23 protein-coding genes, 1 tRNA gene and 1 pseudogene are annotated in these 24804 nt (G+C 58.3%); 10 read left to right on the forward strand and 15 right to left on the reverse strand.

The features are described from left to right. Position 1 precedes the first annotated feature (1 nt). From QVG21_RS03650 to QVG21_RS03680, 7 genes and pseudogenes are all read right to left on the reverse strand, one after another. Complete coding sequence (locus tag QVG21_RS03650; protein WP_287922407.1) at positions 2 to 1363, reverse strand: MFS transporter; 1362 nt, start codon at positions 1361 to 1363, stop codon at positions 2 to 4. A 63-nt stretch (positions 1364 to 1426) separates the two neighbouring features. After that, on the reverse strand, positions 1427 to 1696 hold the full coding sequence (locus QVG21_RS03655; RefSeq protein WP_287922378.1) for a hypothetical protein: 270 nt from the start codon (positions 1694 to 1696) through the stop codon (positions 1427 to 1429). A gap of 360 nt (positions 1697 to 2056) precedes the next feature. Beyond that, positions 2057 to 2425, reverse strand: coding sequence for a GtrA family protein (locus tag QVG21_RS03660; protein ID WP_251214258.1), 369 nt, complete (start codon positions 2423 to 2425; stop codon positions 2057 to 2059). After that, on the reverse strand, positions 2422 to 4134 hold the full coding sequence (locus QVG21_RS03665; protein WP_287922380.1) for an ArnT family glycosyltransferase: 1713 nt from the start codon (positions 4132 to 4134) through the stop codon (positions 2422 to 2424). Before QVG21_RS03665 ends, QVG21_RS03660 begins: the two co-directional genes overlap by 4 nt. Positions 4135 to 4148: 14 nt before the next feature. Then, positions 4149 to 6854, reverse strand: a complete 2706-nt coding sequence (locus tag QVG21_RS03670; RefSeq protein ID WP_287922381.1) for an AsmA-like C-terminal region-containing protein — start codon at positions 6852 to 6854, stop codon at positions 4149 to 4151. Positions 6855 to 6897: 43 nt separating this feature from the next. Further along, a pseudogene (locus QVG21_RS03675) lies at positions 6898 to 7008 on the reverse strand (ORF6N domain-containing protein); the annotation flags it as partial. Positions 7009 to 7134: 126 nt separating this feature from the next. Further along, on the reverse strand, positions 7135 to 7371 hold the full coding sequence (locus QVG21_RS03680) for a helix-turn-helix domain-containing protein (protein WP_287922382.1): 237 nt from the start codon (positions 7369 to 7371) through the stop codon (positions 7135 to 7137). Positions 7372 to 8225: 854 nt separating this feature from the next. Between QVG21_RS03680 and QVG21_RS03685 the strand changes: the two genes are divergently transcribed. The 4 genes from QVG21_RS03685 (at position 8226) to mutY (ending at position 11950) form a co-directional block, all read left to right on the forward strand. After that, positions 8226 to 8906, forward strand: coding sequence for a DNA alkylation repair protein (locus QVG21_RS03685; RefSeq protein ID WP_287922384.1), 681 nt, complete (start codon positions 8226 to 8228; stop codon positions 8904 to 8906). 65 nt (positions 8907 to 8971) lie between these two features. Beyond that, the gene (locus QVG21_RS03690) at positions 8972 to 9694 is read left to right on the forward strand and encodes a polyprenol monophosphomannose synthase (RefSeq protein WP_287922386.1); all 723 of its coding nucleotides are present in this window, start codon (positions 8972 to 8974) and stop codon (positions 9692 to 9694) included. After that, entirely contained in the window at positions 9691 to 10890 is a 1200-nt protein-coding gene (locus tag QVG21_RS03695) for a glycosyltransferase family 87 protein (protein WP_287922387.1), read from the forward strand. Before QVG21_RS03690 ends, QVG21_RS03695 begins: the two co-directional genes overlap by 4 nt. 13 nt (positions 10891 to 10903) lie before the next feature. After that, positions 10904 to 11950 (forward strand): A/G-specific adenine glycosylase, encoded by a 1047-nt coding sequence (gene mutY / locus QVG21_RS03700; protein ID WP_287922389.1) that lies wholly within the window; start codon positions 10904 to 10906, stop codon positions 11948 to 11950. On the opposite strand, the gene QVG21_RS03705 is transcribed toward mutY, so the two are convergent. Continuing rightward, a complete protein-coding gene (locus QVG21_RS03705; RefSeq protein ID WP_287922390.1) occupies positions 11926 to 12873 on the reverse strand; it encodes a calcium/sodium antiporter in 948 nt (315 codons plus the stop codon). The two genes, mutY and QVG21_RS03705, sit on opposite strands and share 25 nt — an antisense overlap. Positions 12874 to 12901: 28 nt before the next feature. Then, a complete protein-coding gene (zupT, locus tag QVG21_RS03710; protein WP_287922391.1) occupies positions 12902 to 13702 on the reverse strand; it encodes a zinc transporter ZupT in 801 nt (266 codons plus the stop codon). Positions 13703 to 13944: 242 nt separating this feature from the next. Here zupT and QVG21_RS03715 point away from each other — a divergent pair, with 242 nt between their 5' ends. After that, positions 13945 to 15918: a protein-disulfide reductase DsbD family protein gene (locus QVG21_RS03715; RefSeq protein WP_287922393.1), complete on the forward strand. Its 1974-nt coding sequence runs from the start codon at positions 13945 to 13947 to the stop codon at positions 15916 to 15918. 72 nt (positions 15919 to 15990) lie between these two features. Here the strand turns inward: QVG21_RS03715 and QVG21_RS03720 are convergent, their stop codons facing one another. Continuing rightward, entirely contained in the window at positions 15991 to 16185 is a 195-nt protein-coding gene (locus tag QVG21_RS03720) for a hypothetical protein (RefSeq protein WP_251215148.1), read from the reverse strand. Between the two features lie 901 nt (positions 16186 to 17086). On the opposite strand from QVG21_RS03720, the gene QVG21_RS03725 reads away from it, so the two are divergent. Together QVG21_RS03725 and QVG21_RS03730 are read left to right on the forward strand one after the other, a co-directional pair. Continuing rightward, the gene (locus tag QVG21_RS03725; RefSeq protein ID WP_287922395.1) at positions 17087 to 17368 is read left to right on the forward strand and encodes a helix-turn-helix domain-containing protein; all 282 of its coding nucleotides are present in this window, start codon (positions 17087 to 17089) and stop codon (positions 17366 to 17368) included. A gap of 195 nt (positions 17369 to 17563) precedes the next feature. Then, positions 17564 to 17815: a helix-turn-helix transcriptional regulator gene (locus QVG21_RS03730; RefSeq protein WP_251214606.1), complete on the forward strand. Its 252-nt coding sequence runs from the start codon at positions 17564 to 17566 to the stop codon at positions 17813 to 17815. A gap of 87 nt (positions 17816 to 17902) precedes the next feature. Here QVG21_RS03730 and QVG21_RS03735 read toward each other — a convergent pair whose 3' ends face one another. The 5 genes from QVG21_RS03735 to QVG21_RS03755 are packed head-to-tail and all read right to left on the reverse strand — an operon-like array spanning position 17903 to position 21161. Further along, positions 17903 to 18829 (reverse strand): DMT family transporter, encoded by a 927-nt coding sequence (locus QVG21_RS03735; protein ID WP_287922408.1) that lies wholly within the window; start codon positions 18827 to 18829, stop codon positions 17903 to 17905. Positions 18830 to 18850: 21 nt separating this feature from the next. Continuing rightward, positions 18851 to 19246 carry an acyl-CoA thioesterase gene (locus tag QVG21_RS03740; RefSeq protein WP_251214604.1) on the reverse strand — a complete coding sequence of 132 codons (396 nt, stop codon included), beginning with the start codon at positions 19244 to 19246 and terminating at the stop codon, positions 18851 to 18853. Beyond that, on the reverse strand, positions 19246 to 19827 hold the full coding sequence (locus QVG21_RS03745) for an L-threonylcarbamoyladenylate synthase (protein ID WP_251214603.1): 582 nt from the start codon (positions 19825 to 19827) through the stop codon (positions 19246 to 19248). Before QVG21_RS03745 ends, QVG21_RS03740 begins: the two co-directional genes overlap by 1 nt. A 7-nt stretch (positions 19828 to 19834) precedes the next feature. Further along, positions 19835 to 20212: a VOC family protein gene (locus tag QVG21_RS03750; protein ID WP_287922398.1), complete on the reverse strand. Its 378-nt coding sequence runs from the start codon at positions 20210 to 20212 to the stop codon at positions 19835 to 19837. Positions 20213 to 20222: 10 nt separating this feature from the next. Further along, complete coding sequence (locus tag QVG21_RS03755; protein WP_287922400.1) at positions 20223 to 21161, reverse strand: DUF8429 coiled-coil domain-containing protein; 939 nt, start codon at positions 21159 to 21161, stop codon at positions 20223 to 20225. A gap of 345 nt (positions 21162 to 21506) precedes the next feature. Between QVG21_RS03755 and QVG21_RS03760 the strand changes: the two genes are divergently transcribed. The 3 genes from QVG21_RS03760 (at position 21507) to QVG21_RS03770 (ending at position 23957) form a co-directional block, all read left to right on the forward strand. Further along, positions 21507 to 21588, forward strand: a tRNA-Leu gene (locus QVG21_RS03760). Between the two features lie 275 nt (positions 21589 to 21863). After that, positions 21864 to 23084, forward strand: coding sequence for a site-specific integrase (locus QVG21_RS03765; protein ID WP_287922402.1), 1221 nt, complete (start codon positions 21864 to 21866; stop codon positions 23082 to 23084). Between the two features lie 39 nt (positions 23085 to 23123). Further along, complete coding sequence (locus QVG21_RS03770) at positions 23124 to 23957, forward strand: BRO-N domain-containing protein (protein ID WP_287922404.1); 834 nt, start codon at positions 23124 to 23126, stop codon at positions 23955 to 23957. Positions 23958 to 24804: the final 847 nt, after the last annotated feature.

Raw genomic sequence — 24804 nt, forward strand, 5'->3', positions numbered from 1 at the left:
GTTATCGTTTGCGGTGGACCAGGCTTTCGGGCAGCGGCAGCCGCAGTCGCAGAAAGCTCACCGCCGAACCTGCCAGCGCAGCCGCAGCGGCCACGGCCAGCGCCGCACGGGTGCTTCGGTCCGGCACCGCATGGAACAGCAGCGCCATCAGCGCCGCGCCCGTCGTCTGTCCCGTCAGCCGGGCCGTCGCCAGCATCCCGCTCGCCGAGCCGCTCCGCTCGGGCGGGGCCGAAGCTATCAGCATACTGTTGTTGGGCGATTGGAAAAGCGCAAAGCCCGCCCCGCCCAAAGCCAGCCGCCATACGATGTCGGCTGCCGAGGGTTCCGCAGGCAGCCACGCCAGCGCCGCCAGTCCCGCAGCCATCGCCGCAAGACCCGTGCCGCCCAGCGCTCCCGGGTGCAGCCGCCCCACCAGCATCCCCGCCGCCGGAGCCACCGCCACAATAACTGCGGGCCACGCCGTCAGCAGCAGCCCTGCCGTCACTTCGTCGTAGCCCAGCGTGTGTTGCAGATAGAACGGCAGCGCCACCATCGAAAGCATCTGGGCCAGATAGGAGCAGACCGACGTAAGCACCGACACCGAGAAGACCGGAATCCGCAGCAGGTCGAGCGGCAGCAGCGGATGCGTCTCGCGCAGCTGGCTCCGCACGAACCACCCGCCCGCCGCCAGGAGGACGGCCGCTCCGGCCAGCAGTATCCGACCGTCCCAGCCGTGGGAAAGTCCTTCGACCGAAGCCATCAGCAGCCCGAACGTCAGCGCGTTGAGCGCCACGTCGCGCCACCGGGGTGTGCGGCTTTCGGATTGTACGGGATTGGGCGGCAGAAACCGCGCGCTGAGCCACAACGCCGCCGCACCCACCGGAATATTGACCGCAAAGAGCCATTGCCACGGCCCCGCCGAAAGGATGGCGGCCGCCACGGCAGGCCCCGCCACCGACGACACGGCTACTACCGTGGCATTGATTCCCATCCCGCGCCCGAGCTGGGCCCGCGGGTAGATGAAGCGTATCAGCGTCGTGTTGACCGACGTCACGGCCGCCGCCCCGAAGCCCTGGAGCACCCGGGCCAGCACCAGCGTCGCGAACGACCCGGCCAGCGCACAGCCCGCCGAAGCCAGCGTGAAGAGCGCGAGGCCGCCCACATAAATCTTACGGTAACCCAGCGTCTCGCCCAGCGCAGCCAACGGCAGCACGCTCACCATGATGGCCAGCTGGTAGGCGTTGACAATCCATATCGAATCGGCCGACGACACCGCCAGCTCCGCCCCCAGCGTCGGCAGCGCCACATTGGCTATCGCGCTGTCCAGCACCGAGAGCCCCACGCCGAACGCCACGGCCAGCACGGCACCCAGCCGGCGCGGCATGGGCAGCCCGTCGCCGGGTGCAGTATGTAGGAAAGTCGTGTTCATCAATTCCGTCCGCCGGGATCAAGGCCTGCAGCGGGTCTGCAAACTTACGCCATAAAATCCGAAGATGAAAGGCCCGGGGCCGGAAATCGCCTGCGCCCCTTGCGCTTTCATCCTCGGCAAACAGCCCCGCAGATGCTGGACGCAGCGCACGGGGAAACCGTTAGCCCGGTTATTGTTGTTCAGCGGGTTCACGTTGCCCGTGTCGAAGTTCAGACTGCCCGCGTTGAGGTTGCCTGCCAGGTAGGACGACGATGACCAGCACCAGCCGCCCGCGCCGACACTCGTCAAGGCTCCCGTCGTAACGTGACGGTAGCCCGTAGCAGGCAGTCGGAGCAGTCGCTGGGATGAATGGCAGAAAAAATGAATAATGAATAGTTAATAATGAATAATTATCCGAGATTCGGAAAAACAATTATTCACTATTCATTGTTAATTATTCATTAACCCAAGTTTTCCGCCAGACTGGAATGAATAACTGACGGCGTATTGAAACGTTTTAACAGCCTGTTAAAACGTTTTAGCGTTCAGCGAAACGCCGCCAGCGGACTGCTGAATCTACGGGCCGCGCTGACGAAAACCGTGGCCTTCGTCATTCCGGGCCGGGGGCTGTTATGGCGTCGGGGCCTGCGGCGGTGTGCCGCAGGTCCGTCAGAAATTGAAAAAGTAGTTCATGAAGAAGTTCCAGAACGTCACCACGCCCGTGGCTAAAAGTTTGGCCGCATAGAAGTTCGCCCGGAACTTGTGGTGCAGCAGCCAAATCGTCGCCGTGTTGATGACCAACCCCAGCAACGCGATGCCCAGGAAGCGCAGATACTGCCCCGCGATGTCGGGGTCTTCGTTGTGGAACGTCCACACGCGGTTGAGCAGGTAGTTGGTCGTCGCGGCGCACAGAAAGCCCACCGAATTGGCCGCATACTTGTTCACGCGCAGCCATTCCTTGCACGCGTAGGTCACCCCAAAGTCCACGAAGACCCCCGAGCCGCCTACGACGCAGAATTTGATGAATTGCAGAATCATGGTTTCAAGACCTCCGTCCGGAGCGGTTTTCCGTTGAACCAATGGGTGCGGCCCTCGCGGCGCAGGGCGAATCCGGCGGCATACTCTTTTCCGGCCAGCCGTTCCGGTACCCGCAGCGTCGCTTCAGCCTCCGTTTCCGAGCGGGCCGGAATCGTACAGCGCACTCCCGTCGGGATTTCCTCCACCTCGAAACGGCCGTGCTTCCAAACCATGACCAGCTCCGTCTCCCCGCCGATTTCCACCTCGTAGTCATACGGATTCGCCAGCCGCACCCGCATGCGCAGTTCCTGCCCGGGCACCACCTGCTCCGGCAGCCCCGCAAACGCAGCGTCGACCAACCGCACGGGGCGGAAATCGGGGTCGACCAGCCACGTGAATCCCCGGCCGTTGGCCAGCGCGATGCTCTGCGTCCGGAAAAGCGTGTCGCCCGGTTCGCGGCGCGGCGTCTCGACCAGCACTTCGCGCCCGGCAAACCGCGAATCGTCGTCCCGGAACTGCCATTGGTGAGTCCTGTAACCGATATTGGGCTGGCAGTAGGCTTCGCCGCCCGTATAGAAGCGGTACTTGGCCGCCACGGCATAGCTCCCTCTGAAAATGACCGGGCGGCCGTCGGCTTCGCGGGCAATGGCTCCGTAGCTCGCCTTGTTGTCGAAGACCTCGAACCGGATGCCCAGCGGGTTGAACATCATTTCGATGCGGACCAGAGCCATCAGCGCCACCACAACCCACCCGGCGCGCATCACGTAGCGCCGCGTGCGGGGATGACGGCGCGCATAGTCGAACAGCACGCAGACCAGCCCGAGCGCCGCGACGATGACCCACTGCGGCTGCACATAGCCGCGGAACGCCGACAGCAGGAAGAACCCGACAAAGGCGGCCGGGAAGCATTTCAGCGCACGCCGCACCGCGTCCTCGGGCCGGGCGGCCCGCCACGCCTTGATGTAAAGCGGCAGATACAGCGGATTGAAAACCACCAGCATGTTGGCCACGAAATCGGTCACGTAGCTCAGCCGGAACTGCGCATTGCGCCCCGAAAGGTGGTAGGCGAACGAAGCCCAGTCGTGGTGGTATTGCCACAGGAAATGGGGCACAAGCAGCAACAGCGCCACCGCCCCGCCCGCATAGAGCCCCGAACGGCGCAGCAGCCGCGGATTGGCTGCCAGCGCAAAAAGCACCACCAATGCCCCGTGATACTTGCTGTAAGCCATGGCCGCCATAGCCAGCCCCAGCCAAAGCCAAGCCCCGCGGCGCCGTTCGGCGAACCGTCCGAGCGCCAGCAGAAACAGCGTCGCGGTCATCATCAGCGGACCGTCGGGCACCGCGATGAATCCGTAGAGCTGCAACATCAGCGTCGCGGCCGAAAGCATCGCGAAAAGTTCTCCGTCGCGCCGCACCGCATCGGCAGGCCGTATCAGCCGCCACAATAGGTAGAGGTAGAGGGGCTGCAGCAGTGTGAAGAAGAAGCGCACGCCCAATTCGGTTCCGGGCCAAACGTGCTGCCCCAGCCACACCAGCAGGGCCGTCATCGGCGGATGGTCGAAGTAACCCCAGGCCAGGTGCTCGGCGAACATCCAGTAGTAGGCTTCGTCGTTGGCAAGCTCCGCCGTCGCGGCCAGCACGATGTTGCACACCCACCAGACGCCCAGCCACAGCAGCACCGCCCCGTCGGCCCCCAGCGACCGGTAGTTTTTCACAAGCGCGTTCTTCATTCCGGGAATCAAAACTACTCGCCCTGCGCCGAGAGTTTGGCAATCTGTTTTTCCGCTTCGGCGGCAAGGTTCGCGGCCTGCTTCTCGGCCTCGGCAACCAGTTTGTCTCCGGCCTTTTCGGCCGCGAATTTGGCCAAAGTGCCTTTCTTGGCGGCTTCGTCCACAAGTTTGGTCCGCTGAGCCTGCGCGGCCGCTACGAGTTTTTCACCCGCCCGCTTGGCTTCGTCGCGCAGTTTGGCCGCCTGCTTCTCGACCTCGGCACGCAGATTCTCTTTCTGCTTCTCCACTTCGGCCGCAAGCGATTCGCTGCCCGTAAGTTTCTGAATCTGTTCGTCGACCACCTTCTTGACGGCCTGTTCGGCAGCTTCGCGGACGCCCAGCGTAATCTTGGGTGCAGTGAACGTTCCACCGATCTTCACGTTGAGCGTCTCCAGCACGCCGCCTGTCGCCGACGCGGGCATCGAAACCTTGGCCACATAGTCGATGGTCTGGTCCAACCCAGTCGAACCCGACAGATTTACATTGGTTCCGGCAAGTTTCAAGTCGAAAGGCTGCGTCGTGACACGGCCGTTCTTGATGGCGAAACGAATCGCCACGTCCTTGGCTTCAATCTTGCGCAACTTGTCGTTGTTCAGCGCTTTGGCCAGCGCGTCGAACGCTTCGATGTTCTGAACACGGATATTTTCCGATTTGATTTCGCCCGCTGCGTTGACCGACTGCAAATCGGGCGACATCGTGGAATCGAGCGCCGCGGTCATGTCGAGCGACAGCGAGTAGTCGCCGCCCGTCTTGGCGAACACCGGCACCAGTTTCTGCACCATTTCGAGTTCGTCGAACGTCTGCGAGAACGACGCTCCGGCCAACGACAGCCCCAGCCGCAGCGACGGACGCGACGGGTCGGCCGCGGTCGAATAGCGGCCCGACGCCGAAGCCTTGCCGCCGAAAAGCTGCAGCGCCAGCTTGTCGAGCGACAGCGCCCCCCCGGCCACCCGCATTTCGCCCGTGAGGGCCGAAACGGTCATCTTGTTGAAGAGGATTTTCTGCAATTCGGTATTGAGCGAGAGGTCCAGGTTCTTGGGCACCACCAGCACCTGCATCGGTTCGGCGGGCTGCTCCTCAACAGCCGCAGGCTCTTCCGACGCGGGAAGCGCCGCCATGATTTCGTTCAGATCGAGCAACCCGGAACGTACATAGAGCCGCCCGGCCAGCTTGTCGCCCCGGAGCAGATAGCCCAGATAACCCGTAAGCTGGCCCTTGGCCGACAGGTCGCTCCGCCCTACCGTCACCCCGAAGTCGCCGAGGGTCATGGCCTTGGGCGTAATGGTCGCGGCGGCGCGGCGGATATGCACCGCAGGGAGTTTGGGCACCGTCAGCCCCAGCTGTTCGATGACGAACGTTCCCGAAGCGGCCATCTGTTCGTAACGCTTCTTCTCGATGTCGGACATGCGGCCCGACACCTTCAGGTCGGCCGTGATGACGCCCCCGAGGTCGATTTGCTTGTCGAGCGGATAAACCTCGCGAACGGCCCCCAGGTCCACCTTGCCAGCCACCGAAGCCCGGAAAGCGGGGTCGCTGACGAGGTTGGTGGCGTGGAACGTCGCGGCGACCGAATTGCCCGCCATCCTGAGCGAAAACTTCGAGAGGTCGACGACCGTCTTGTTCATCGTACCGCCGGGATTGGAAATCCCTGCCGCAAGCTGAATGTCGGTGACGGCCTTGGGCAACGACGAATATTGGAAACTGCCGTTGCTGACCGTGGCCTTGGCCGCAAAGGCGGGGAGCACCGAACCGTGTATTTCGCCCTTGGCCCACACGTCGAGCGCCAATTCGCCCGAGGCCGAGAGATTGCGGAAATCCTTGGTATAGAAAGCCGGAATCAGCGACAGCACGTCCTTGAACAGCACCTTGCCGCATCCGGCCGTCAGGTCCATCGCAACGGCGCCGCTCTCCTTGAGGTGCACCCACCCATCGAGCGACAGGGCGATGGCGTTAAGCCGGAACGTATTGTCCGTAAATGTGAAACGGTTGTTCTTGAGGTCGGCGGCAATCGTAGCATCGAGTTCGGCTTCGGCGCCGCTCAGCAGGGGAATCCCGCCCGAGACGAAACGCATCTGCCGGGCATCGAGCCGCAGCGCGAGGTCGGTCCGCTCGGCCGACATGTCGCCCCGCAGCCGCAGCGACAGAGGAGCGGTGGAAAAGGCCATGTGGATGGAATCGTCCTCGTAACGAACCGACGCATCGGAAATCCGGAAATCGCGCAGCTGCAACCGGAACGACGACGATTCGGACTGCTCCTCGGTCTCCTCGTCGGGCTCTTCGTCCGTGGGCTTCATGACGTCCCAGTTCACAGCTCCGTCGGCCAGTTTGTGAGCGTGCAGCGCAGGGGCCGCAAGGATGACCTTGGAGACCTCGAACCCCTCGTCGCCGAAGAACGACAGCAGGTCGACGACCACCGAAATACGCCGTGCGGCAACGATGGTGTCGCCCTCGAAACGCTCCGTACCCACGAGGGTCAGCCCCTTGAGCTCGACCGACGCATGGGGGAAATGGCGCAGCAGACTGATGTTCAGCTTCTCGAAATCGAGTTTCGCCGTCAGCATGGCGTTGGCCTCGCGCTTGACGATTTCGGCCACTTGCCCCCGCAGCGCCATCGGAGCCACAATGATGACCGCCAACAATACGGCCGCGACAATGGCCGCAATCCTGAAAGACTTCTTCATGTTCGGATTATGATTCTGAGGGGCAAAGATAATTAAAATTAAAGATATTGGCGGTCGTTACGCCGTACAATTGTGCGAGGTCGCGGTCGAGCATGACGCGCTGGCCGCGGATTTCATAGATTTTGTTTTGGATGGCGGTAAGTTGGGGCTTCATTGTGCCGGGACGGAATATGTTTTCACAAATTCAAATATAACGAAAAGTCCGGCAATAAAACAAAAAGGCGGAAAGAAGCTGATTTCTTTCCGCCCCGGAAGTTGCGTCGTGTGTTCTGTGTGTTTATTATTTTTTCGGGTAACTCAACCCGCTGAAAAATTCGACCAACGATATTTGATAGTAATCGCAAATATCCGAAAGCGTGGTGACGGAGATATTGGTCTGCCCTCGTTCTATTCGCCCGATATGAATATCCGTGTCGATATAAACATCTATCTGGGACAAATTGCGCTCCTTACGCAAACTACGTAATCGGGCCGCGATTGCCTGCAACAGAATTTTATTGCTCCTCGGTTGTCCCATTTGCTCTTTGTTATGCAAAGGACACGAATAATGATAAATAAAACGATGACGAACTTGTCATTTTCAAAAGAAATTCCTATCTTTGTCGCATCACAACAATTAATAAATGCAGAAATAATGCTAAATTTGCGAGAGAATAGTTCGGCTTAGCCGACGGACATAACGACATAAAGGGTAAACAACTCTTTATACTTACCGTAAAATTGGGAACTTTGCAGTAATCAGGTATAAAGGTTGTCAGCTCAAGTTATGTCCTGCCCGTTTCGACGGGTAGGGCAAACTGGGCGCAGGACAATCGACTGATTACAGGTATCCCAATGCCTACGGTAGGAAGATTGACACCGTGCCCTTTTTTGTTTTCGTGGGCGGGTGTTCAACACAAGCTATTACGGCTGCAGCATATTGTGGAATAAATTTAAGGGCGGCCGGGACCGTCGCACCCCGCCCTGGTTTTTTTAAGACTGCCTGCCGAATAACTTGATAATATATAGTCTGCGCAGAATTCCTGCGTAAGACTTACCCTGACCGCCGGGCCCTGGGTGCGGAGAAACGGAGCCCCGGAGGTTGAGTTGCGTCACATCCCAGCAACGTTTTTCTGCTCCGCACCCATTTTTAACAATTACACCAGCAACAACCTCCGATGTTCATTCTCCATGTCTGCGACAAAGCCATCCACGACAGAATGAACAAAGGACCGGAGCACAAGGAATCAAAAACCTTGTGCTTCGCTGTTTATGGAGGTGGCAGATGTATGGCAGAGAGTGAAAATGCCGCCGTCGGGTCGGGCCGACGAAGAAAAACGCTTCGGAATCCGGCGATAATGCGTATATTTGGCGGAAACAAACACCCGAACGATGACTTTGCGCGAACAACTATTCGAGCTGGCGGACACCCGCTACCGCGATTTCAGCGCCTCGCTGACCCCGGGAGCCGGGAAAATGATCGGCGTACGCATACCGCAGCTGCGGGCCATGGCCCGCGAAATAGCCCGCGGCGACTGGCGGACGTGGCTCGCGGAAGCCGAGGACGAATATTTCGAGGAGAAGATGCTGCGAGGGATGGTCATAAGCTATGCGAAATGTCCGCCCGAAGAGAAACTGCAATGGACCGGCCGCTTCGTCCCGACAATCGACAACTGGGCGGTGTGCGACTGCTTCTGCTGGCGGCTCAAGGCGGCCGAACGCGGCCCGATGTGGCGCTTCATCCAATCCTATTTCAGCTCGCAGGCCGAGTACGAGGTACGTTTTGCGGTGGTCATGGCGCTGGGCAACTTCGTCGACGAAGAACACCTCGACCCTTTCCTGGAGCTGTTGGGCGCTGTCCGCCACGACGCCTACTACGTCCGCATGGGCATAGCGTGGGCCGTGTCGGTCTGCTACGTGAAATTTCCGGAGCGCACGGAAGAATGGCTGCTCGACGGGTGCCCGCTCGGCGACTGGACCTACAACAAGGCGCTGCAGAAAATCGTCGAATCGCTGCGCGTGACCCCCGAAACGAAAGCGAGAATCAAAACCATGAAGCGCCGCGCGAAATAAAAAAGGACCGAAAAGCGTATTTCCGAAAAAAAGCGTATTTTTGTATTTACAAAAAATGAAAAACCATGCGCAAACTGGTAATCATACCCACCTATAACGAAAAGGAGAATGTCGCGGCCATGATAGCCAAGGTCTTCTCGCTGCCCGAAGAGTTCGACCTGCTGATTATCGACGACGGTTCGCCCGACGGCACCGCCGCAATCGTCAAGCAGCGCCAGCAGGATTTCCCCGGGCGGCTGCACTTGGTGGAGCGCAGCGGCAAGCTGGGGCTGGGCACGGCCTACCTGACGGGCTTCCGCTGGGGGCTGGACCACGGCTACGACTACATGTGCGAAATGGACTGCGATTTCTCGCACAACCCCGACGACCTGGTACGGCTTTTCGCCGCCGCGGCCGCTGGCAGCGACGTGGTGGTGGGTTCGCGCTATGTGAAAGGGGTGAACGTGGTCAACTGGCCTATGTCGCGGCTGATGATGTCGTACTTCGCCTCGAAATACGTGCGCACGGTGACCCGGATGCCCGTGCACGACGCCACGGCCGGATTCGTCTGCTATTCGCGCAAGGCATTGGAAGCCATCGACTTCGATCGCATAAAAATGAAGGGCTACGGCTTCCAGATAGAAATGAAATACACGGCATGGCGCCTGGGGATGAAAATCGAGGAGGTCTCCATCGTCTTCGTCGACCGCCAGGAGGGAACCTCGAAAATGAGCGGCGGCATCTTCGGCGAAGCGCTTTTCGGCGTGATGGGACTGCCGTGGCGTAAAATCCGCAAGCGCCAGCAATGACGCCGCAACTATCGGCACGCCGCCCGCACAAGGGCGGCTTTTTAGGTCGGGCCGGGGCTTTCTTTCTCAGCCCGCGCAACCTCTACATAATCGGTTTTCTGCTGATACTCGCGCTGTCGCTTATCGAAGCGTCGCGCGGGCGTCACCGCAATTTCATGATTTTCGCCGAGGCGACCAAGCTGTTCTGGCAGCAGATAGCTCCCTACGGCGCAAACTGGCCCCCGGCGGGGATGCGGCTCGACTATTTCCTCTACGGACCGCTGTTCAACGTGCTGTTCGCGCCGTTCGCCTACCTGCCCGGATTGCTGGGCCCGGTGGCGTGGAACCTCTTCAACTTCACGCTGTGGTTCGCGGCGATTTTCACCCTGCCCCGCTTCACGCGCGAGGAGAAATGCAAATCGTTTCTCTACACGTTTCTGATATTGGCGTGCACACAGCTCTCATTCCAATACAATGTGACCGTGGGCTGCATGTTCCTTTTTGCCTATGCGCTGCTCGAACGCGGCCGGGGATTTTGGGCCGTGGTGCTTATCATACTGTCGGGGTTCACCAAAGTCTACGGCATTTTCCAGCTGGGACTGCTGGTCTGCTACCCGCGCTTCTGGCGCAACATGGGCTATGCGGTGCTGGTCGGAGCCGCGCTGTGGGCGCTTCCGGCCGTGGGCACGACACCCGACGGACTGCCGGGCTGGTACGGCGAATGGGCCGACGCGCTGCTCTCGCACAAGGATACGCGCGAATGGAAGAACATCTTCTATCTGCGGCCGCTGAACCTGCTTGCCGTGCAGCCCTGGGTGCAGGCGGGGGTGTTGGCGGCGCTGACGGCAGGGCTCTTCGCGCGGTGGCGGCAATGGCGGAGCGACTATTTCCGCATCGGAGCGCTGGCCTGCCTGACGGGCTATGTCATCCTGTTCAGCAATTCGAGCGAAAGCCACACCTACGTTATCTCGCTGATAGGCTACATGATGTGGTACTGGACAATGAAGCGGGGGGGGGAATTGAAGCTCCTGGACCGCGTGCTGTTCTGGGCCGTCTTCGCGGTGGTGGTAGTCATGCCCGTCGATGTGCTGTGCCCGCCGCCAATCATGAATTTCTTCTATGGTCTGCAAATCAACCTGTGGCTGCTGGTCATTCTTTGGCTGCGCTTGGTGTGGACCACTTTCGTCCGGATTCCCCGGGCGTTCGTTCTCCGATAATGCAACTGCGCCGATGCGACGGATAGCCCCCATCCTGCTGGAATGGTATGCCCGGGAGGGGCGCGACCTCCCGTGGCGCCGCACGCGCGACCCGTACCGCATCTGGCTGTCGGAAGTGATCCTGCAACAGACCCGCGTAGCGCAGGGAATGGACTACTACCTGCGGTTCACACAGCGCTGGCCCGAAATCGGGGCGCTGGCCGCGGCGACCGAAGACGAAGTGCTCAAACTTTGGCAGGGGCTGGGTTATTACAGCCGTGCGCGCAACCTCCATGCGGCGGCACGAACGGTGGCGGAACGCTTTGGGGGCGAATTCCCGAAGACCTACGCCGAAGTACGCGCGCTGCCGGGCGTGGGCGACTACACGGCAGCGGCGATCTGCTCGGCAGCCTACGACCTGCCCTGTGCGGTGCTTGACGGCAATGTCTTCCGGGTGCTGTCGCGGCTTTTCGACGTCGAAACCCCCATCGACACGACGGTGGGCCGCAAGGCGTTCGCCGAGCTGGCGCAATCGCAGCTGGACCCCGCGCATCCGGGGCTCAACAACCAGGCCATCATGGATTTCGGGGCCCTGCAATGCACCCCGGCGCAGCCCCGCTGCGGCGACTGCCCGCTGGCGGAACTCTGCTTGGCCCGGGCCGTGGGAACGGCCGCCGAACGCCCGGTCAAACAAGGCCGCACGAAAGTGAGCGACCGCTGGTTCCACTATCTGCACATCGTCTGCGGCGGGAAGACGCTGCTGGCGCGGCGCGAGGGGCGCGACATCTGGCAGGGGCTCTACGAATTCCCGCTCATAGAGACCGACGGCCCGGCCGACTTCATGGCGCTGACGGCCCTGCCCCGTTTTGCGGAACTCGCAGGCGACGCATGGCAGCTGATACACAGCGTGGAGATGCCGCGCCACCAGCTTTCGCACCGGACAATTCACGCCACGATACACCGGATCGAGACGCCGCAGCTGACCCCGGCGGCCGAAGCGCTGGCCGTGGCGACCGAAACGGTAGGCGACTACGCCGTGCCGCGGCTGCTGGAACGCTATTTAATCAAATACCAGATATAGGCTGCGTAGATAGCCAGGAAAATGGCTCCCTCCCATCGGTCGACGGTCTTGCGCCGGAACGTGAAGGCGGTGAGAAACAGAAGCAGCGAACTGAGCACCACCATCGAAACGTCGAGGGTGGTGATACCGCCCATCGTGAGGGGCCGGATAGTGGCGCTGACGCCGAGAATCAGCAGGATGTTGGCGATGTTGGACCCCAGCACGTTGCCCAACGCGAGCCCGGCCTTGCCCTTGACGACCGAAACGACCGACGAAGCCAGCTCGGGCAGCGAAGTGCCGCCTGCAACGAGCGTGATGGCGATGACCGATTCGCTGACGCCCAGCTTGCGGGCGATGACGGTGGCGTGGTGGAGAAACAGCTCGCCGCCCCCGACCAGCCCGGCCAATCCGACGACGATGAACACGAGCGTGAGCCACAAGGCTTTGGCGGGTTTGGCGGAGTGCTCCGAAGCGACGCTCCGCCCGGCCGTCTTGACGGTGAACCACAGCAGCCCTATGTAAAGCATGAGTATGACGATGCCGTCGGTGCGGTCGATACGGTCGACCGTGCCGAGGTGCAGGAGCCTGTCCGAAGCGAACAGAAACAGCAGCAGCGATGCGACGAATCCGAACGGGATGTCGCGCCGGATGTTGCTGCGCGAAAGGGCGAGGGGCCGGATCAGGGCGCAGACCCCGAGGATGACGAAGACGTTGAAAAGGTTGGACCCGACGACGTTGCCGACGGCGATGTCGGACTGCCCGCCGAGGGCCGACAGCACGGAGACGACCAGCTCGGGGGTGGAGGTGCCGATGGCGACGACGGTGAGCCCGACGATGAACTCGGGAACCCGGAACCGCTGTGCGAGCGCGGCGGCGCCGTCGGTGAGCAGGCTGGCCCCGGCGAGGATGAGACCGAGCCCGACGAGAAGCAAAACGATATTCATATACTTATACTTAATATACAACTGCGCCCTAAGCGAGCATAATCAAACTTACTGCCATAAGGGCCATTCCGGCGACAACGCCGTAGATGGACGTATGGGCCTCGCCGTACTCGCGGGCGGCGGGCAGCAGCTCGTCGATGGAAATGAAGACCATGATTCCTGCGACGACGGCGAGCACGCAGCCCATCAACGTGGGCGACATGAAAGGCATGAGGACCGCCCAGGCGAGCAAAGCCCCGACGGGCTCGGCCAGGCCGGAGAGGAACGAGAGCCAGAACGCCTGTCTGCGGTTGCCCGTGGCGTAGAAGATGGGGACGGAGACGGCGATACCCTCGGGGATGTTGTGAATGGCGATGGCAATGGCGATGGCGACGCCCAGCGCGCTGCTGTCGACAGCGGCGGTGAAGGTGGCGATGCCCTCGGGGAAGTTATGGATGGCGATGGCGAGCGCAGTGAGAACCCCCATGCGCATCAGCCGCGGATGACGCGGCCGCCGGTCCATCTCCTCGACGCTGTGGGCCTCGTGGGGATTCTCGACCGAGGGCACGAGCCTGTCGATGATGCCGATCAGGAGGATGCCCCCGAAGAACGAGACGACGCAGAAAACCATGCCGACCCGCTCGCCCCACGCGGAAGAGAGCGCCTCGCAGGACTGGCGGAACAACTCGACGAACGACACGTAAATCATCACGCCGCCCGACAAACCCAACGAAAAGGAGAGCAGACGCTTGTTGGTCCGCCGGGTCAGAAGCGCCACGGCGCTGCCGATACCCGTAGCCAGGCCGGCTCCGAGCGTGAGCAGAAAAGGAACGAGAAACTGCGAATTCATACAAACTGCGTTTGGGACAAAGATAATGCAAACGGCACGAAGAACGGCGTGCGATTTCGGATTCTTTGAAAACGGGGATGTCCTGCACTGTCGGCGGCGCGGCCCCTGCTCGAACAAATTCGGCATTGTTCGGCTTGCGCTATCTTTACAGAATATCGGCGGCGCCTCGGCAAAATGCAAACAAGTTTGCTTTTGCTCTCGGCTTGCGCTATCTTTGTCCTCGGCAAACAAACTTACCGAAAATGCGAAAGATACTGATGATGGCAGCGTCGGCGATGGCCGCGCTGACGGCGACGGCGCAGCAGGCGACGTGGACCCACCGGGTGGAACCGCAGGGCGGCGACGCCTACCGCATAGTGCTGGAAGCACAGATACCTGCCCGCTACCACATGTACGACATGGGCCCCTACGAAGCGGACGGCCCGACGGCGACGGCAATCGTGCTGACGCCGGGCGAGGGCGTGACGCTGGAAGGCGGCGTGGAACTGCTGACGAAGCCCCACCGCTACCACGACGAGATATTCGACATGGAAATCGGGACGCTGGAAGAAACAGCGGTCTTCGTCCAAAACGTCCGGCTGACGGGAACGCAAGGCACCGTGGAGGCAGCCATCGAATGGATGCTCTGCGATGACCGGAGCTGCACACCGCCCGACGAACGGCAAATGACGATCCGCATCCCGGAAAACGCAGCGACAGAAACGCCTGTCGAAAAAGTTGAAGGAACAACCGCTCCGGCCCACGATACGACGGACGACAAAGGCATGTGGGCGCTGATAATCGAAGCGGTGCTGTGGGGATTCGCGGCGCTGCTGACCCCGTGCGTCTTCCCGATGGTCCCGATGACCGTCTCGTACTTCCTCAAGGGCGAGGGAGGCCCGGCGATGGGCCGCCTGCGCGCGGCGCTCTACGGCATTTTCATCGTAGCGCTCTACACGCTGCCGATTGCGGCGATCATTCTGATAACCCGTGCGGCGGGCGGCGACGCGGTGACGGCCGACATCTTCAACTGGCTGGCGACGCACTGGCTGCCGAACGTAATCTTCTTCTTGGTATTCATGGTCTTCGCAGCGTCGTTCTTCGGCGCGTTCGAGATTACGATGCCTTCGTGGATGGTCAGCAAGGCCGACGCCAAGGCCGACACCAAGGGACTGGGCGGCATCTTCTTCCTGGCGCTGACGCTGGTGCTGGTGTCGTTCTCGTGTACGGGGCCCATCGTGGGTTCGGTGCTCATCAAATCGACCTCGGGCGAATTCTGGGCGCCGATACTGACGATGCTGGCTTTCTCGCTGGCGTTCGCCCTGCCGTTCACGCTCTTTGCGCTGTTCCCGTCGATACTGAAAAAACTGCCCAAGAGCGGCGGCTGGCTCAACTCGGTGAAAATCGTCATCGGATTCATCGAAGTGGCGCTGGGATTCAAGTTCCTGTCGGTGGCCGACCAGACCTACCACTGGGGACTGCTCGACCGCGAAATATACCTGGCCGTCTGGATCGTGGTCTTCTCGCTGCTGGGGCTCTACCTGCTGGGCAAGCTGAAGTTCGCGCACGACAGCGACCTCTCCCATGTGGGCGTGGGGCGGCTGGCGCTGGCAATTGCGGTCTTCTCGTTCGTGGTCTACATGATACCGGGCATGTGGGGAGCGCCGCTCAAGGGGCTTTCGGGTTACCTGCCGCCGCTGACGACGCAGGATTTCATCCTGACGCCGGGTGCTGCGGCGACCCCGACGACGGAAACGGCCGCGCCGCAAAAACGCAAATACGCCGACTTCCTGCACCTGCCCCACGGGCTGGAGGGCTTCTTCGACCTTGCGGAAGCCGAAGCCTACGCCGCCCGCGTGAACAAACCGCTCTTCATCGACTTCACGGGCCACGGCTGCGTGAACTGCCGCGAAATGGAATCGCGCGTCTGGTCGGACCCGGAAGTGCTGGCGATTCTGCGCGACGACTATGTAATCTGCGCCCTCTATTCGGACGACAAAAAACAACTGCCCGAAAGCGAATGGGTGACCACCGACGGGGGCAAGGTGCTGAAAAGTCTCGGCAAAATCAACTCCTACCTGGCGCGCAAAACCTACGGAGTGAACGCCCAGCCCTGCTACATTCTGCAAGGCCGCAACGGACAGCTGCTGGCACCGCCGCGCGGCTATGACCTCGACGTGGCGGGATTCGTGGAATTCCTGCGCACAGGACTGAAAGCCTACGCTGCACAACGCTGACGGCCCTTTTCTGCCGACAAACAAAAAAGCCTGCATTCCAACGGGATGCAGGCTTTTCGTACGCTGTGACGCCTACTTGGTGCTCCGCGACGAGGAGCTGCGCGACGACGTGGTCTTGGCCGTCGAACGCCCGGAAGTGGCGCGGCCCGAAGCGGGCTTGGAAGCGGACTTGGCCTCGGGGCCCTTGGAACGATGGCTGGCGGTCGTCGTAGACTTCTGGCTACGCGAAGCAGCGGTGCTTTCCTTTTTGTTGCTGTACTCTTTCATAACTCTAAAAAAGTTTAAATGACACGGAACGTCCTGCAAATAGCACGCCGAAAATAAAAGATTGCCCAAATCAAGGCTTTCGAGGGAAAAAACGACGCGCTCTCTGCAGGGAGGGAGTACGCAGATGCTTCGTTCGTCGGGCACTCGTCGCTTCGCTTATTTCGCTGTGCTCAGAATCTGTGATAAACAGCGAAGCACAAGGTTTTTGATTCCTTGTGCTTCGGTCCTTTGTTCATTCTGTCGTGGATGGCTTTGTCGCAGACATTCAGAATGAACATCGGAGGTTGTTGCTGGTGTAATTGTTAAAAATGGGTGCGGAGCAGAAAAACGTTGCTGGGATGTGACGCAACTCAACCTCCGGGGCTCCGTTTCTCCGCACCCAGGGCCCGGCGGTCAGGGTAAGTCTTACGCAGGAATTCTGCGCAGACTATATATTATCAAGTTATTCGGCAGGCAGTCTTAAAAAAACCAGGGCGGGGTGCGACGGTCCCGGCCGCCCTTAAATTTATTCCACAATATGCTGCAGCCGCAATTAGCTTGTGTTGGACACTCAACACCCACGAAAACAAAAAAAGGGGCGCGGTGTCAGCCCCTGCTTGTAGGTCTTGGGAACCTATAATCTGGAAGCTGTCCTGCGCCCCAGTCAAGCCCTGCTTGTAGAAAAAGAACAAGCAGGACATAACCGAGGACTGACAACCTTATACCCAGATTAAACAACCTCTTTCGAGGGTCCCAAGTTTACAAGCAGGTATAAAGAGTTGTTTACCCTTTATGTCGTTATGTCCGTCGGCTAAGCCGAACTATCTATCCGCAAAGGTAGCATAATTTGTGCAGTCGCTAAGTTTAATTCGCTACAAATATAAGCAAAATAATTATTTCCCCTGCTAATAGGCCGTGATAATTGAATAAAAATACTGATTTTTTTGTATTTATGGAAAGGAAGTCCCGCTACAAAGACCCTGAATTGGCAAAAAAATTAGTCGAACGGATAAAAGAGTTACGCAAAAATCATAAGATTGCCCAAGAAACGGCGATAGACCAATCCCACTCGGATATATACAGATATGAAGCGGGGCGTAAAATTCCTAATATCATGTCTATCCGAAAAATCTGCGAACTCTATAACATCACGCTACGGGAATTTTTCGATACGGACTCCTTTGACTATCCGCTGAAGAAATAATATTTTGAAGAAAGGACAGTCCAAAAGACGGGATAGTACGCTTACGGAACTGATTGCCGAACGCTTGAAAGAGTTGCGTTCAGCGAGAAAGTATTCGCAAGAATATGTGGTTGAGCATACTAAATAGTATTCATAAATAGGAAACCGCAAGGCTACGGTTTTACATAAAAACGGTTTACATATTTGCAAATATGTATGAAAATGCAAAAGGGCCGTTACTATATCGACCAAGAACTTGTCGGAAAAATTGCGCAAAGAATCAAGGAGCTGCGCAATGAACACGGTCATACCCAAGAATATCTTATCGAACAGGTGCATTTGAGTATCAACAGCTACGAAGTCGGACACAAAGTCCCTACACTGATGTCGATTCTCAAAATATGCGAATTTTATGGAATTTCGCTCAGCGATTTTTTCGCCCCGATAAATTATCCTCCGAAAAAATAACCGACACACCCAAGGCAGAAAGACAAATCTTTCTGCCTTATTTATTGTGACCGTATCGGCGCGGCTTCGTACACCTCGACACGACGGCTACTGCCGCTCGGCGTCCAACTGCGCGCGCGACTTGGAACGGGTGACGCACCAAACCCCGGCGAAGACGCACAACGCGGCGGCGGCCTTGGAAAAACCGAACGAATCCAACCCTACGGCGATGGTGAACGCCACGGCGACGACGGGCTGCACGTAATTGTAGATGGAAACTACCGTAGGTCTCAGATAACGCTGCCCGATGGGGACCATGAAATAGGAAAAAAACGTCGAACAGACGACCACGTAACCGATGCCGCCCCAGGTCCGCGGCGAAAGAGCGGCGTAGTCGACTTCGGACAAAGGCCGGAAATAGACGGCGACCGACACCGCGGCGGCGAAAAGGAACATCCATTTCATGGTAGTGACGGGCGAATAACGGACGATGGTATTGCGGAACGCCGTGAGGTAAACGGCGTAGCTGACGGCGCTGACGATGCAAAGGAAATCGCCGACGACACTGGAAGTCTGCCCCGCGCCGTGCTGGCTGACATAGACCAGCAACAGAGCCCCGAAACAACCCAGCGCGACCCCGCCCGACTTGAGCCACGTGATGGGCTCGCGGAGGAAGAACATGGCCAGAATCATGGTGAGGACGGGGACGATGGTGGCGATGATGGACGAATCAATGGGCGAAGTGAGCGACAAGCCCCACAAAAAGAGCATCTGGTTGAGCTGGATGCCGAAGACCGAAGCGAACAGCAACATCAGCACGTCGCGCGGCGCGACCCGCTCGCGGGGCAGGAACGCCGAAACGGTCCAAAAGAGCAGGCAGGCCCCGACCATGCGGAAAACGCTGAGCGCAAACGGATTGACCCCGCCGGGATTCTGCCCCGAGACGAGCACGCCCTTGCAAATGGGAGCGTTGAGCCCCCAGACGATATTGGCGACCCACAGGGCCGCATGGCCTTTGAACTTACCGATGTCCATGAACCGACGCAAAGAAAGGCCCTATTCCGACAACAGACTTTCGCGCCACGCTGCGGGCACGGGCTCGCCGGACTGCCGGGCGAAACTGAAGACGACCATGACGGAACGGCTTTCGGAAAGGGTCTGCCCGCCGACGACGAGCCGCTGGAAAAGGGTGATGCTTTTGTTGCCGACTTTCTCGCAGGTGGTCAGCACGCGCACGTCGTCGTACAACCGGACCTGCCCGATGTAGGAAGTGGAAGTCGAAACGGTGACGATGCGCAAATCGCCCAACAAGACCTCGGCGCCGAGCACCTTGCGATAGAAATCGACCTTGCCGACGTCGAAATAAGCCTGCTGTGCGACGTTGTTGACGTGCATGAACGGGTCGATGTCCGAAAAACGCTGCTGGACGGGAGTTTCGAGAACGCGTGCCATCAGTCGCGGATGATTCGGACCTCGCCGCCCTCGCCGAACGCGATGATCGACGAAGCCTTGCGGGTGGGTTTGCCCTCGAAACGGGGATTGACGACGAAATCGACCCCCTCGACCAACTCGCGGGCGACCTCCTGCAAACCGGCGGGAGCCTCGTGGCCGGAGATGTTGGCGGAAGTCGAAACGACCGGACGCCCGAAAGCCCGGAGCAGCTGCCGGCAGAATTCGTGGTCGGGAACCCGCACGCCGAGCGTACCCTCGTCGGGAACGAGGTTCGGCGCGACGCCGACGGCGCCCGGCAAAATCAGCGTGAGGGGCTTGGTGGCCAACTCCATGACCTCGAAAGCGATGCCGGGAGCCCGGTCGACATAGCGCACGACCATGTCGGCCGAAGCGCAGAGCACCAACATGGACTTCTTGTTGTCGGACTGCTTGAGACGGTAAATCTTAGCCACGGCTTCGGCGTTGGTAGCATCGCACCCCAACCCCCAGACCGTGTCGGTGGGATAGAGGATGACACCCCCTGCGCGCAGGACCCGGACCGCCTCGGCGACCTCCTGCTGCATGGCGTTGGACTGCTGCATGGCGAAACTATTTGAAAGGCAGGATTTCGATCCAGTAATCGTCGGGGTCGGCGATGAAGTAGAGCCCCATATCGTGGTTCTCGAAGCAGATGCAGCCCATTTCGCGGTGGAAAGCCCGCACAGCCTCGTAATCGCCCGCGATGCGCAGACACAGGTGGCTCTCGTTTTCGCCGAGCTCGTAAGGCCCCGAATGGTCGCGCAGCCACGTAAGCTCAAGCCGGAACCCGGTTTCGCCGTCGCCGAGGTAGACCAGCGTGAAACTGCCGTCGGCAGCCTGCTTGCGGCCTACCTCCCTCAACCCCAACGCCTTGCCGTAGAAAGCCAGGCTGCGGTCGAGGTCCGAGACGTTGATGTTGAAATGGTCGAAACGACTTCTGATTTCCATCCTGCAACGGCTATTTCATCATCACATCGGCCGACCCGATGGCCCGCCCCTCGCAATAGAGCTGGATGCGGTAAGTACCGGGCGTGAAACCGGAGCTGTTGAAGTAGATACCCACCTCGAGGTCCTGGTTCTGGTAATCGACCGAACGCATGGCCGAATAAGGCATCCGCTCGCCCTCGAACTCGAACGCAGGCGTGGCGTCGGTGGTGAGCAGATAACCGTCGGGCGACGTGATGCGCACGTAGACGGTCTTCTCGCCGGGGCTTGCCAAGTCGTTGGCGGACAAGACGAAATCGACGCGCAGACGCGACGCGTTCTTGATACGCGAAACGGGCTTGCTACGGTCGTTGAGCGCCGTGAGCCGGATGTCGCGGGCCCGGATGACCGACCCGGCGCGCACCTTGTTGTTGAGCTCGGCGGCCTTCTCCTCGGCCATGTCGGCGCGGAGGTTGGCGGACGAAATCTCCTTGCGGAACGAAACATTCTCCTCGATAAGCTGCTTGTTGAGCGTATTGAGCGAATCTATCTGCTTGATATAACCGCGCATGATGGTCCGCAGGGTCCCGACCTCCTTCTCGTACTGCTTGATTTTGGCCAGGCTCCACGAACGCTCCTTCTTGAGCCGCCCCATCAGCGAATCGGCGCGCTCGCGCTCGAAACTGAGACTGGCGGAAATGGTGTCGTTCGTAATCCGGAGGTTGTCGAAATCGGTCATCAGACGCCCGAGGTCGTTCTGAATCGAATCGCGCTCGACCTGCAGCAGCTGGTTGTCGAGCATCTGCTGACGGTGGATGCTGAAGTAGAGTGCGGACAAAGCCACCAGGATGACCGACAGGATGATGATGACGATGCGGTAACCGCGGATCGACTTGTCGGCATCGGGCTGCGAAACCCCGTAATCGTCCTCCTCGAACTCGGAAGGATCGTATCCCATGTTGTTCTCTTTCATACTGCAATACTGCTTTGAGGGTCCGGTTTTGCGGGCTGCGGAAGCGTGTGCGGGCGTATTCCTGCACTTCTTGGTTCTATACCGTTTTCGTGCCGTCTTCTTGCCGCCGCCACACCGTTTCCTGCGCTGCCTTTAACGCCGCCGCGCGTCACCGGACCGGAACTTGACAACGGCAAAATTAAACAAAAAACCGGATAAACCGCACGCTCCGAGCGGAGAATTGCATTTTTTGTGTTATCTTTTCAAAAGAGAGGCCGCGGCCCCGGGAATGTCAAATAAATTTGGTATTCCGCTCGCCTTGCGTTATCTTTGCATGCGGGCAGGCCGCGTTCCGGCAGTCCGTATGCGGATATGGTGTAATTGGTAGCCACGTCAGACTTAGGATCTGATGCCTTACGGCGTGGGGGTTCGAGTCCCTTTATCCGCACAAAAGAGACCTTTCGGGGTCTCTTTTTTTGTTGCACCTCTCGGCAACAAAAGGCAAATTGACTAAAAATCATCACTTTATAAATTCCTCCGATTTTTCCGTAGTGCAACCGGATGCAACGGGAAGCAGCTTATCCGGCGACGAAAAGGGAACAGATCCCACGGCCGAAAATCTGTTCCCGAATTGATGCATAATGCATTCTTTTGCAGTGAATTGCCCCGCAATATATGCCCCTTGCGAACGTATTATTTTCAGACAAAACAAATGCGAGGAGTATGAAAAACAACAATTTCAACATCCTGTTCATCATGCGGCGTGCACGCACCAAAAAGAGCGGGCTGGCTTCGATTTACGCACGCATCACGACAGGCGGAATGCGGCAGGAACTCTACACCCGATGCGACGGCAATCCCGAGTTGTGGGATCAAAAGAAAGAGCGGGCGTTGGGTGCGAACAAGTTGTCCGTGCAGGTCAACGAAACGCTCAACGAATTCCGGGCAAAAATCATGGAAGTGCGGCGGACGTTACAGGCTGAGGGATACGAAGCGAACGCACTGCAAATCAAACGCCGCTATCTCAATCCGCTATGCGACACGCTGATGCTCATCGAGGGACTGGCCGACTACTGCAAGCGTCGGCAGAACGAAGTCGGCATCCGCATTACGCAACGCACGGCAGACAAGTACGACCGGCTACTGCGCTATCTGAAAGAGTACCTTGTCAAACACGGCAAAGGCGCGGACATTCCGGTGGAAAACATCAACTACGAATTTCTCGACGGCTTCAACCTCTTTTTGCAGACGGCCCACCGCTGCCGCCACAACGGTGCGATAGGCATATTGGACTGCCTGCGCAATTTCGTGCTCTACTGCATCCGCAACGAGTGGATCAATAAGAATCCGTTCAAATACTATAAACTCAAAGAGGATGAGGCACAGGCCAAAGAGCACCTGTCGCTCGGAGAGCTCGATACGCTGACGCATAAAGAACTCGACCGTCGGCTGGCACGCATCCGCGACGTTTTTGTCTTCTGTTGCTTCACGGGGCTGGCGTTCGCCGATGCCGACCACCTGCAGCGCGAGCATATCTCGCAGGATGACAGCGGCATGTGGTGGATTCACAAGCCGCGTCAGAAAACGGCTGTTATAAGCCGCATACCGCTGCTCGAAACACCGCTGGCGATTCTGCGCCGCTATGAAGACGATGCGATTTGCATCGCACGCGGCCGTCTGCTCCCCACGCCGAGCAATCAGAAGATGAACAGCTATCTGAAAGAAGTGGCAGCGATATGCGGCATCGACAAGGTCCTGACAACCCACTGCGCGCGCCACACTTTCGCTTGCATGGCCGTGGAATACGGAATGCCCATCGATGTTCTGGCCAAGATTCTGGGCCATACCAACACGAACATGACGCGTCACTACGCCAAGTTCTCCGAGACGGTCATCGGCCGGGAAATGGCGGCTTTCGGCAAACGGCTGAATTCGCTGCAATAAATCGGGGAATAAAAGTAAATCGTTATATTTGTAACGTATATGACACAGCAGAATACAATCCGGATTTTCGAGGAACGGCGTGTGCGCACTCTTTGGGACGATGTAGAGGAGAAATGGTATTTTTCCATTATCGACACGATTGAGGTGCTGACGGGGACAGACCGCCCGCGCAAGTATTGGAACGACCTGAAAAAGAAATTGAAGACAGAGGGAAGTGAAGTGTCCGAAAAAATCGGACAGTTGAAAATGCCTGCTGCCGACGGCAAAATGCGTCTGACGGACGTGGCTGATACCGAACAGTTGTTTCGGTTGATTCAATCCATTCCCTCGCCCAAAGCCGAGCCGTTCAAATTATGGATGGCGCAGGTGGCGCGCGAACGGCTCGACCAGATGCAAGACCCGGAACTGGGTATCGAACAGGCTTTGACCGACTACAAGCGGCTGGGCTACTCGGAGAACTGGATCAACCAACGGCTGAAAAGCATCGAAATCCGCAAGGAACTGACCGATGAGTGGCGGAAGCACGGCTTGCAGGAGGGCGTGCAGTTCGCCACACTGACCGACATCATCTATCGCACATGGGCCGGTAAAAGTGCCAAGGAGTACAAACGATTCAAGGGATTGAAAAAAGAAAACCTACGCGACAACATGACCAATAAGGAGTTGGTGTTGAACATGCTTGCCGAACTCTCGACCAAAGAGATTTCCGAAACGCGGAATCCTCGGACTTTCGGGCAGCATGCCGAAGTCGCCCGACGCGGCGGTTCGGTTGCCCGTGAAGCCCGCGAACGCTTGGAACAGGAAACGGGCCAACCGGTTGTCTCGCCGCTGAATGCGAAACAGGTGCTGCCGCTGAAATCTGAGGAAAAGTAGATTATGCGAACAATACCAATAAAAAAAGCGGAAAGATTTACTTTCCGCTTTTATTTCTCTTTGGGATACGTCATCCCTGAAAAGAAATCTTCAAGGGACATGTCGTATAATTTACAAAATTTGGCGATTGAGGCTAATGTAGGGAATTTGGCCTTTCGCTCGTAATCGGATATGCCCAATCCGGTTTTGTGCATAACATATTCTTTCGTGTCGTTATGCGATTCCCGAATCTCCCGCAGCCGTTTGGCTATCAAATCCACTAATATGGGCTCTGTCTGTTGCAAACCTAAATTTTTGACAAAGCAAAAATCGATTCGATATTTTTAGCAACATCATATGGTGTTGATTGGAGATTTTTCATATCTTTGTTCCGACACAAATCCGAAACGCAGAAATTATGCTAACTTTGCCAATGAAAGCGGTTCCATAGCCGCAATATATTTAAGGTTAGGACAAACCTTTATACCTTTCCGGTAAACTCGCGACTGTTAGATGATAACAGGTTTATAGATCGGTGTAAATTTTGTCTGAAACCCTTGTCATGCCCCTGCATTCCCATGCAGGCGGCTGGCTTGGGCGTAGGGGCAGTTTACCGATCTGAGGCTCGCGAGGCCGTCCGGAAGGTGCTGTACTTGCGCCCTCGCTTTTTTATTTCCTTTTTCCGGCCTTTTCTTGGTCTTTTATCGGAATTTCATGTTTCCTCTCTATACCATCGGTTTGTTGGGCAGTCATCCTGCTACAACGGATACGGTCGAATACTTCAAGTTCGCCTTGCAGTATTATTGCGGTTCAATGTCCGCATTCCGATTATTGGTTGCAGTAAGTGCTCCCGATGACCTTAGGTTTT

The sequence above is a fragment of the Alistipes sp. UBA6068 genome, from assembly GCF_949428155.1.
Taxonomy (GTDB): domain Bacteria; phylum Bacteroidota; class Bacteroidia; order Bacteroidales; family Rikenellaceae; genus Alistipes; species Alistipes muris.

Excerpts from the sequence above, each read along its gene's own strand:
- QVG21_RS03650 (WP_287922407.1), bottom strand. The coding sequence starts at position 1,363 with ATGCCGCGCCGGCTGGGTGCCGTGCTGGCCGTGGCGTTCGGCGTGGGG.
- QVG21_RS03660 (WP_251214258.1), bottom strand. The coding sequence starts at position 2,425 with ATGATTCTGCAATTCATCAAATTCTGCGTCGTAGGCGGCTCGGGGGTC.
- QVG21_RS03665 (WP_287922380.1), bottom strand. The coding sequence starts at position 4,134 with ATGAAGAACGCGCTTGTGAAAAACTACCGGTCGCTGGGGGCCGACGGG.
- QVG21_RS03670 (WP_287922381.1), bottom strand. The coding sequence starts at position 6,854 with ATGAAGAAGTCTTTCAGGATTGCGGCCATTGTCGCGGCCGTATTGTTG.
- QVG21_RS03680 (WP_287922382.1), bottom strand. The coding sequence starts at position 7,371 with ATGGGACAACCGAGGAGCAATAAAATTCTGTTGCAGGCAATCGCGGCC.
- QVG21_RS03685 (WP_287922384.1), top strand. The coding sequence starts at position 8,226 with ATGACTTTGCGCGAACAACTATTCGAGCTGGCGGACACCCGCTACCGC.
- QVG21_RS03690 (WP_287922386.1), top strand. The coding sequence starts at position 8,972 with ATGCGCAAACTGGTAATCATACCCACCTATAACGAAAAGGAGAATGTC.
- QVG21_RS03695 (WP_287922387.1), top strand. The coding sequence starts at position 9,691 with ATGACGCCGCAACTATCGGCACGCCGCCCGCACAAGGGCGGCTTTTTA.
- mutY (WP_287922389.1), top strand. The coding sequence starts at position 10,904 with ATGCGACGGATAGCCCCCATCCTGCTGGAATGGTATGCCCGGGAGGGG.
- QVG21_RS03705 (WP_287922390.1), bottom strand. The coding sequence starts at position 12,873 with ATGAATATCGTTTTGCTTCTCGTCGGGCTCGGTCTCATCCTCGCCGGG.
- zupT (WP_287922391.1), bottom strand. The coding sequence starts at position 13,702 with ATGAATTCGCAGTTTCTCGTTCCTTTTCTGCTCACGCTCGGAGCCGGC.
- QVG21_RS03715 (WP_287922393.1), top strand. The coding sequence starts at position 13,945 with ATGCGAAAGATACTGATGATGGCAGCGTCGGCGATGGCCGCGCTGACG.
- QVG21_RS03720 (WP_251215148.1), bottom strand. The coding sequence starts at position 16,185 with ATGAAAGAGTACAGCAACAAAAAGGAAAGCACCGCTGCTTCGCGTAGC.
- QVG21_RS03730 (WP_251214606.1), top strand. The coding sequence starts at position 17,564 with ATGAAAATGCAAAAGGGCCGTTACTATATCGACCAAGAACTTGTCGGA.
- QVG21_RS03735 (WP_287922408.1), bottom strand. The coding sequence starts at position 18,829 with ATGGACATCGGTAAGTTCAAAGGCCATGCGGCCCTGTGGGTCGCCAAT.
- QVG21_RS03740 (WP_251214604.1), bottom strand. The coding sequence starts at position 19,246 with ATGGCACGCGTTCTCGAAACTCCCGTCCAGCAGCGTTTTTCGGACATC.
- QVG21_RS03745 (WP_251214603.1), bottom strand. The coding sequence starts at position 19,827 with ATGCAGCAGTCCAACGCCATGCAGCAGGAGGTCGCCGAGGCGGTCCGG.
- QVG21_RS03750 (WP_287922398.1), bottom strand. The coding sequence starts at position 20,212 with ATGGAAATCAGAAGTCGTTTCGACCATTTCAACATCAACGTCTCGGAC.
- QVG21_RS03755 (WP_287922400.1), bottom strand. The coding sequence starts at position 21,161 with ATGAAAGAGAACAACATGGGATACGATCCTTCCGAGTTCGAGGAGGAC.
- QVG21_RS03765 (WP_287922402.1), top strand. The coding sequence starts at position 21,864 with ATGAAAAACAACAATTTCAACATCCTGTTCATCATGCGGCGTGCACGC.
- QVG21_RS03770 (WP_287922404.1), top strand. The coding sequence starts at position 23,124 with ATGACACAGCAGAATACAATCCGGATTTTCGAGGAACGGCGTGTGCGC.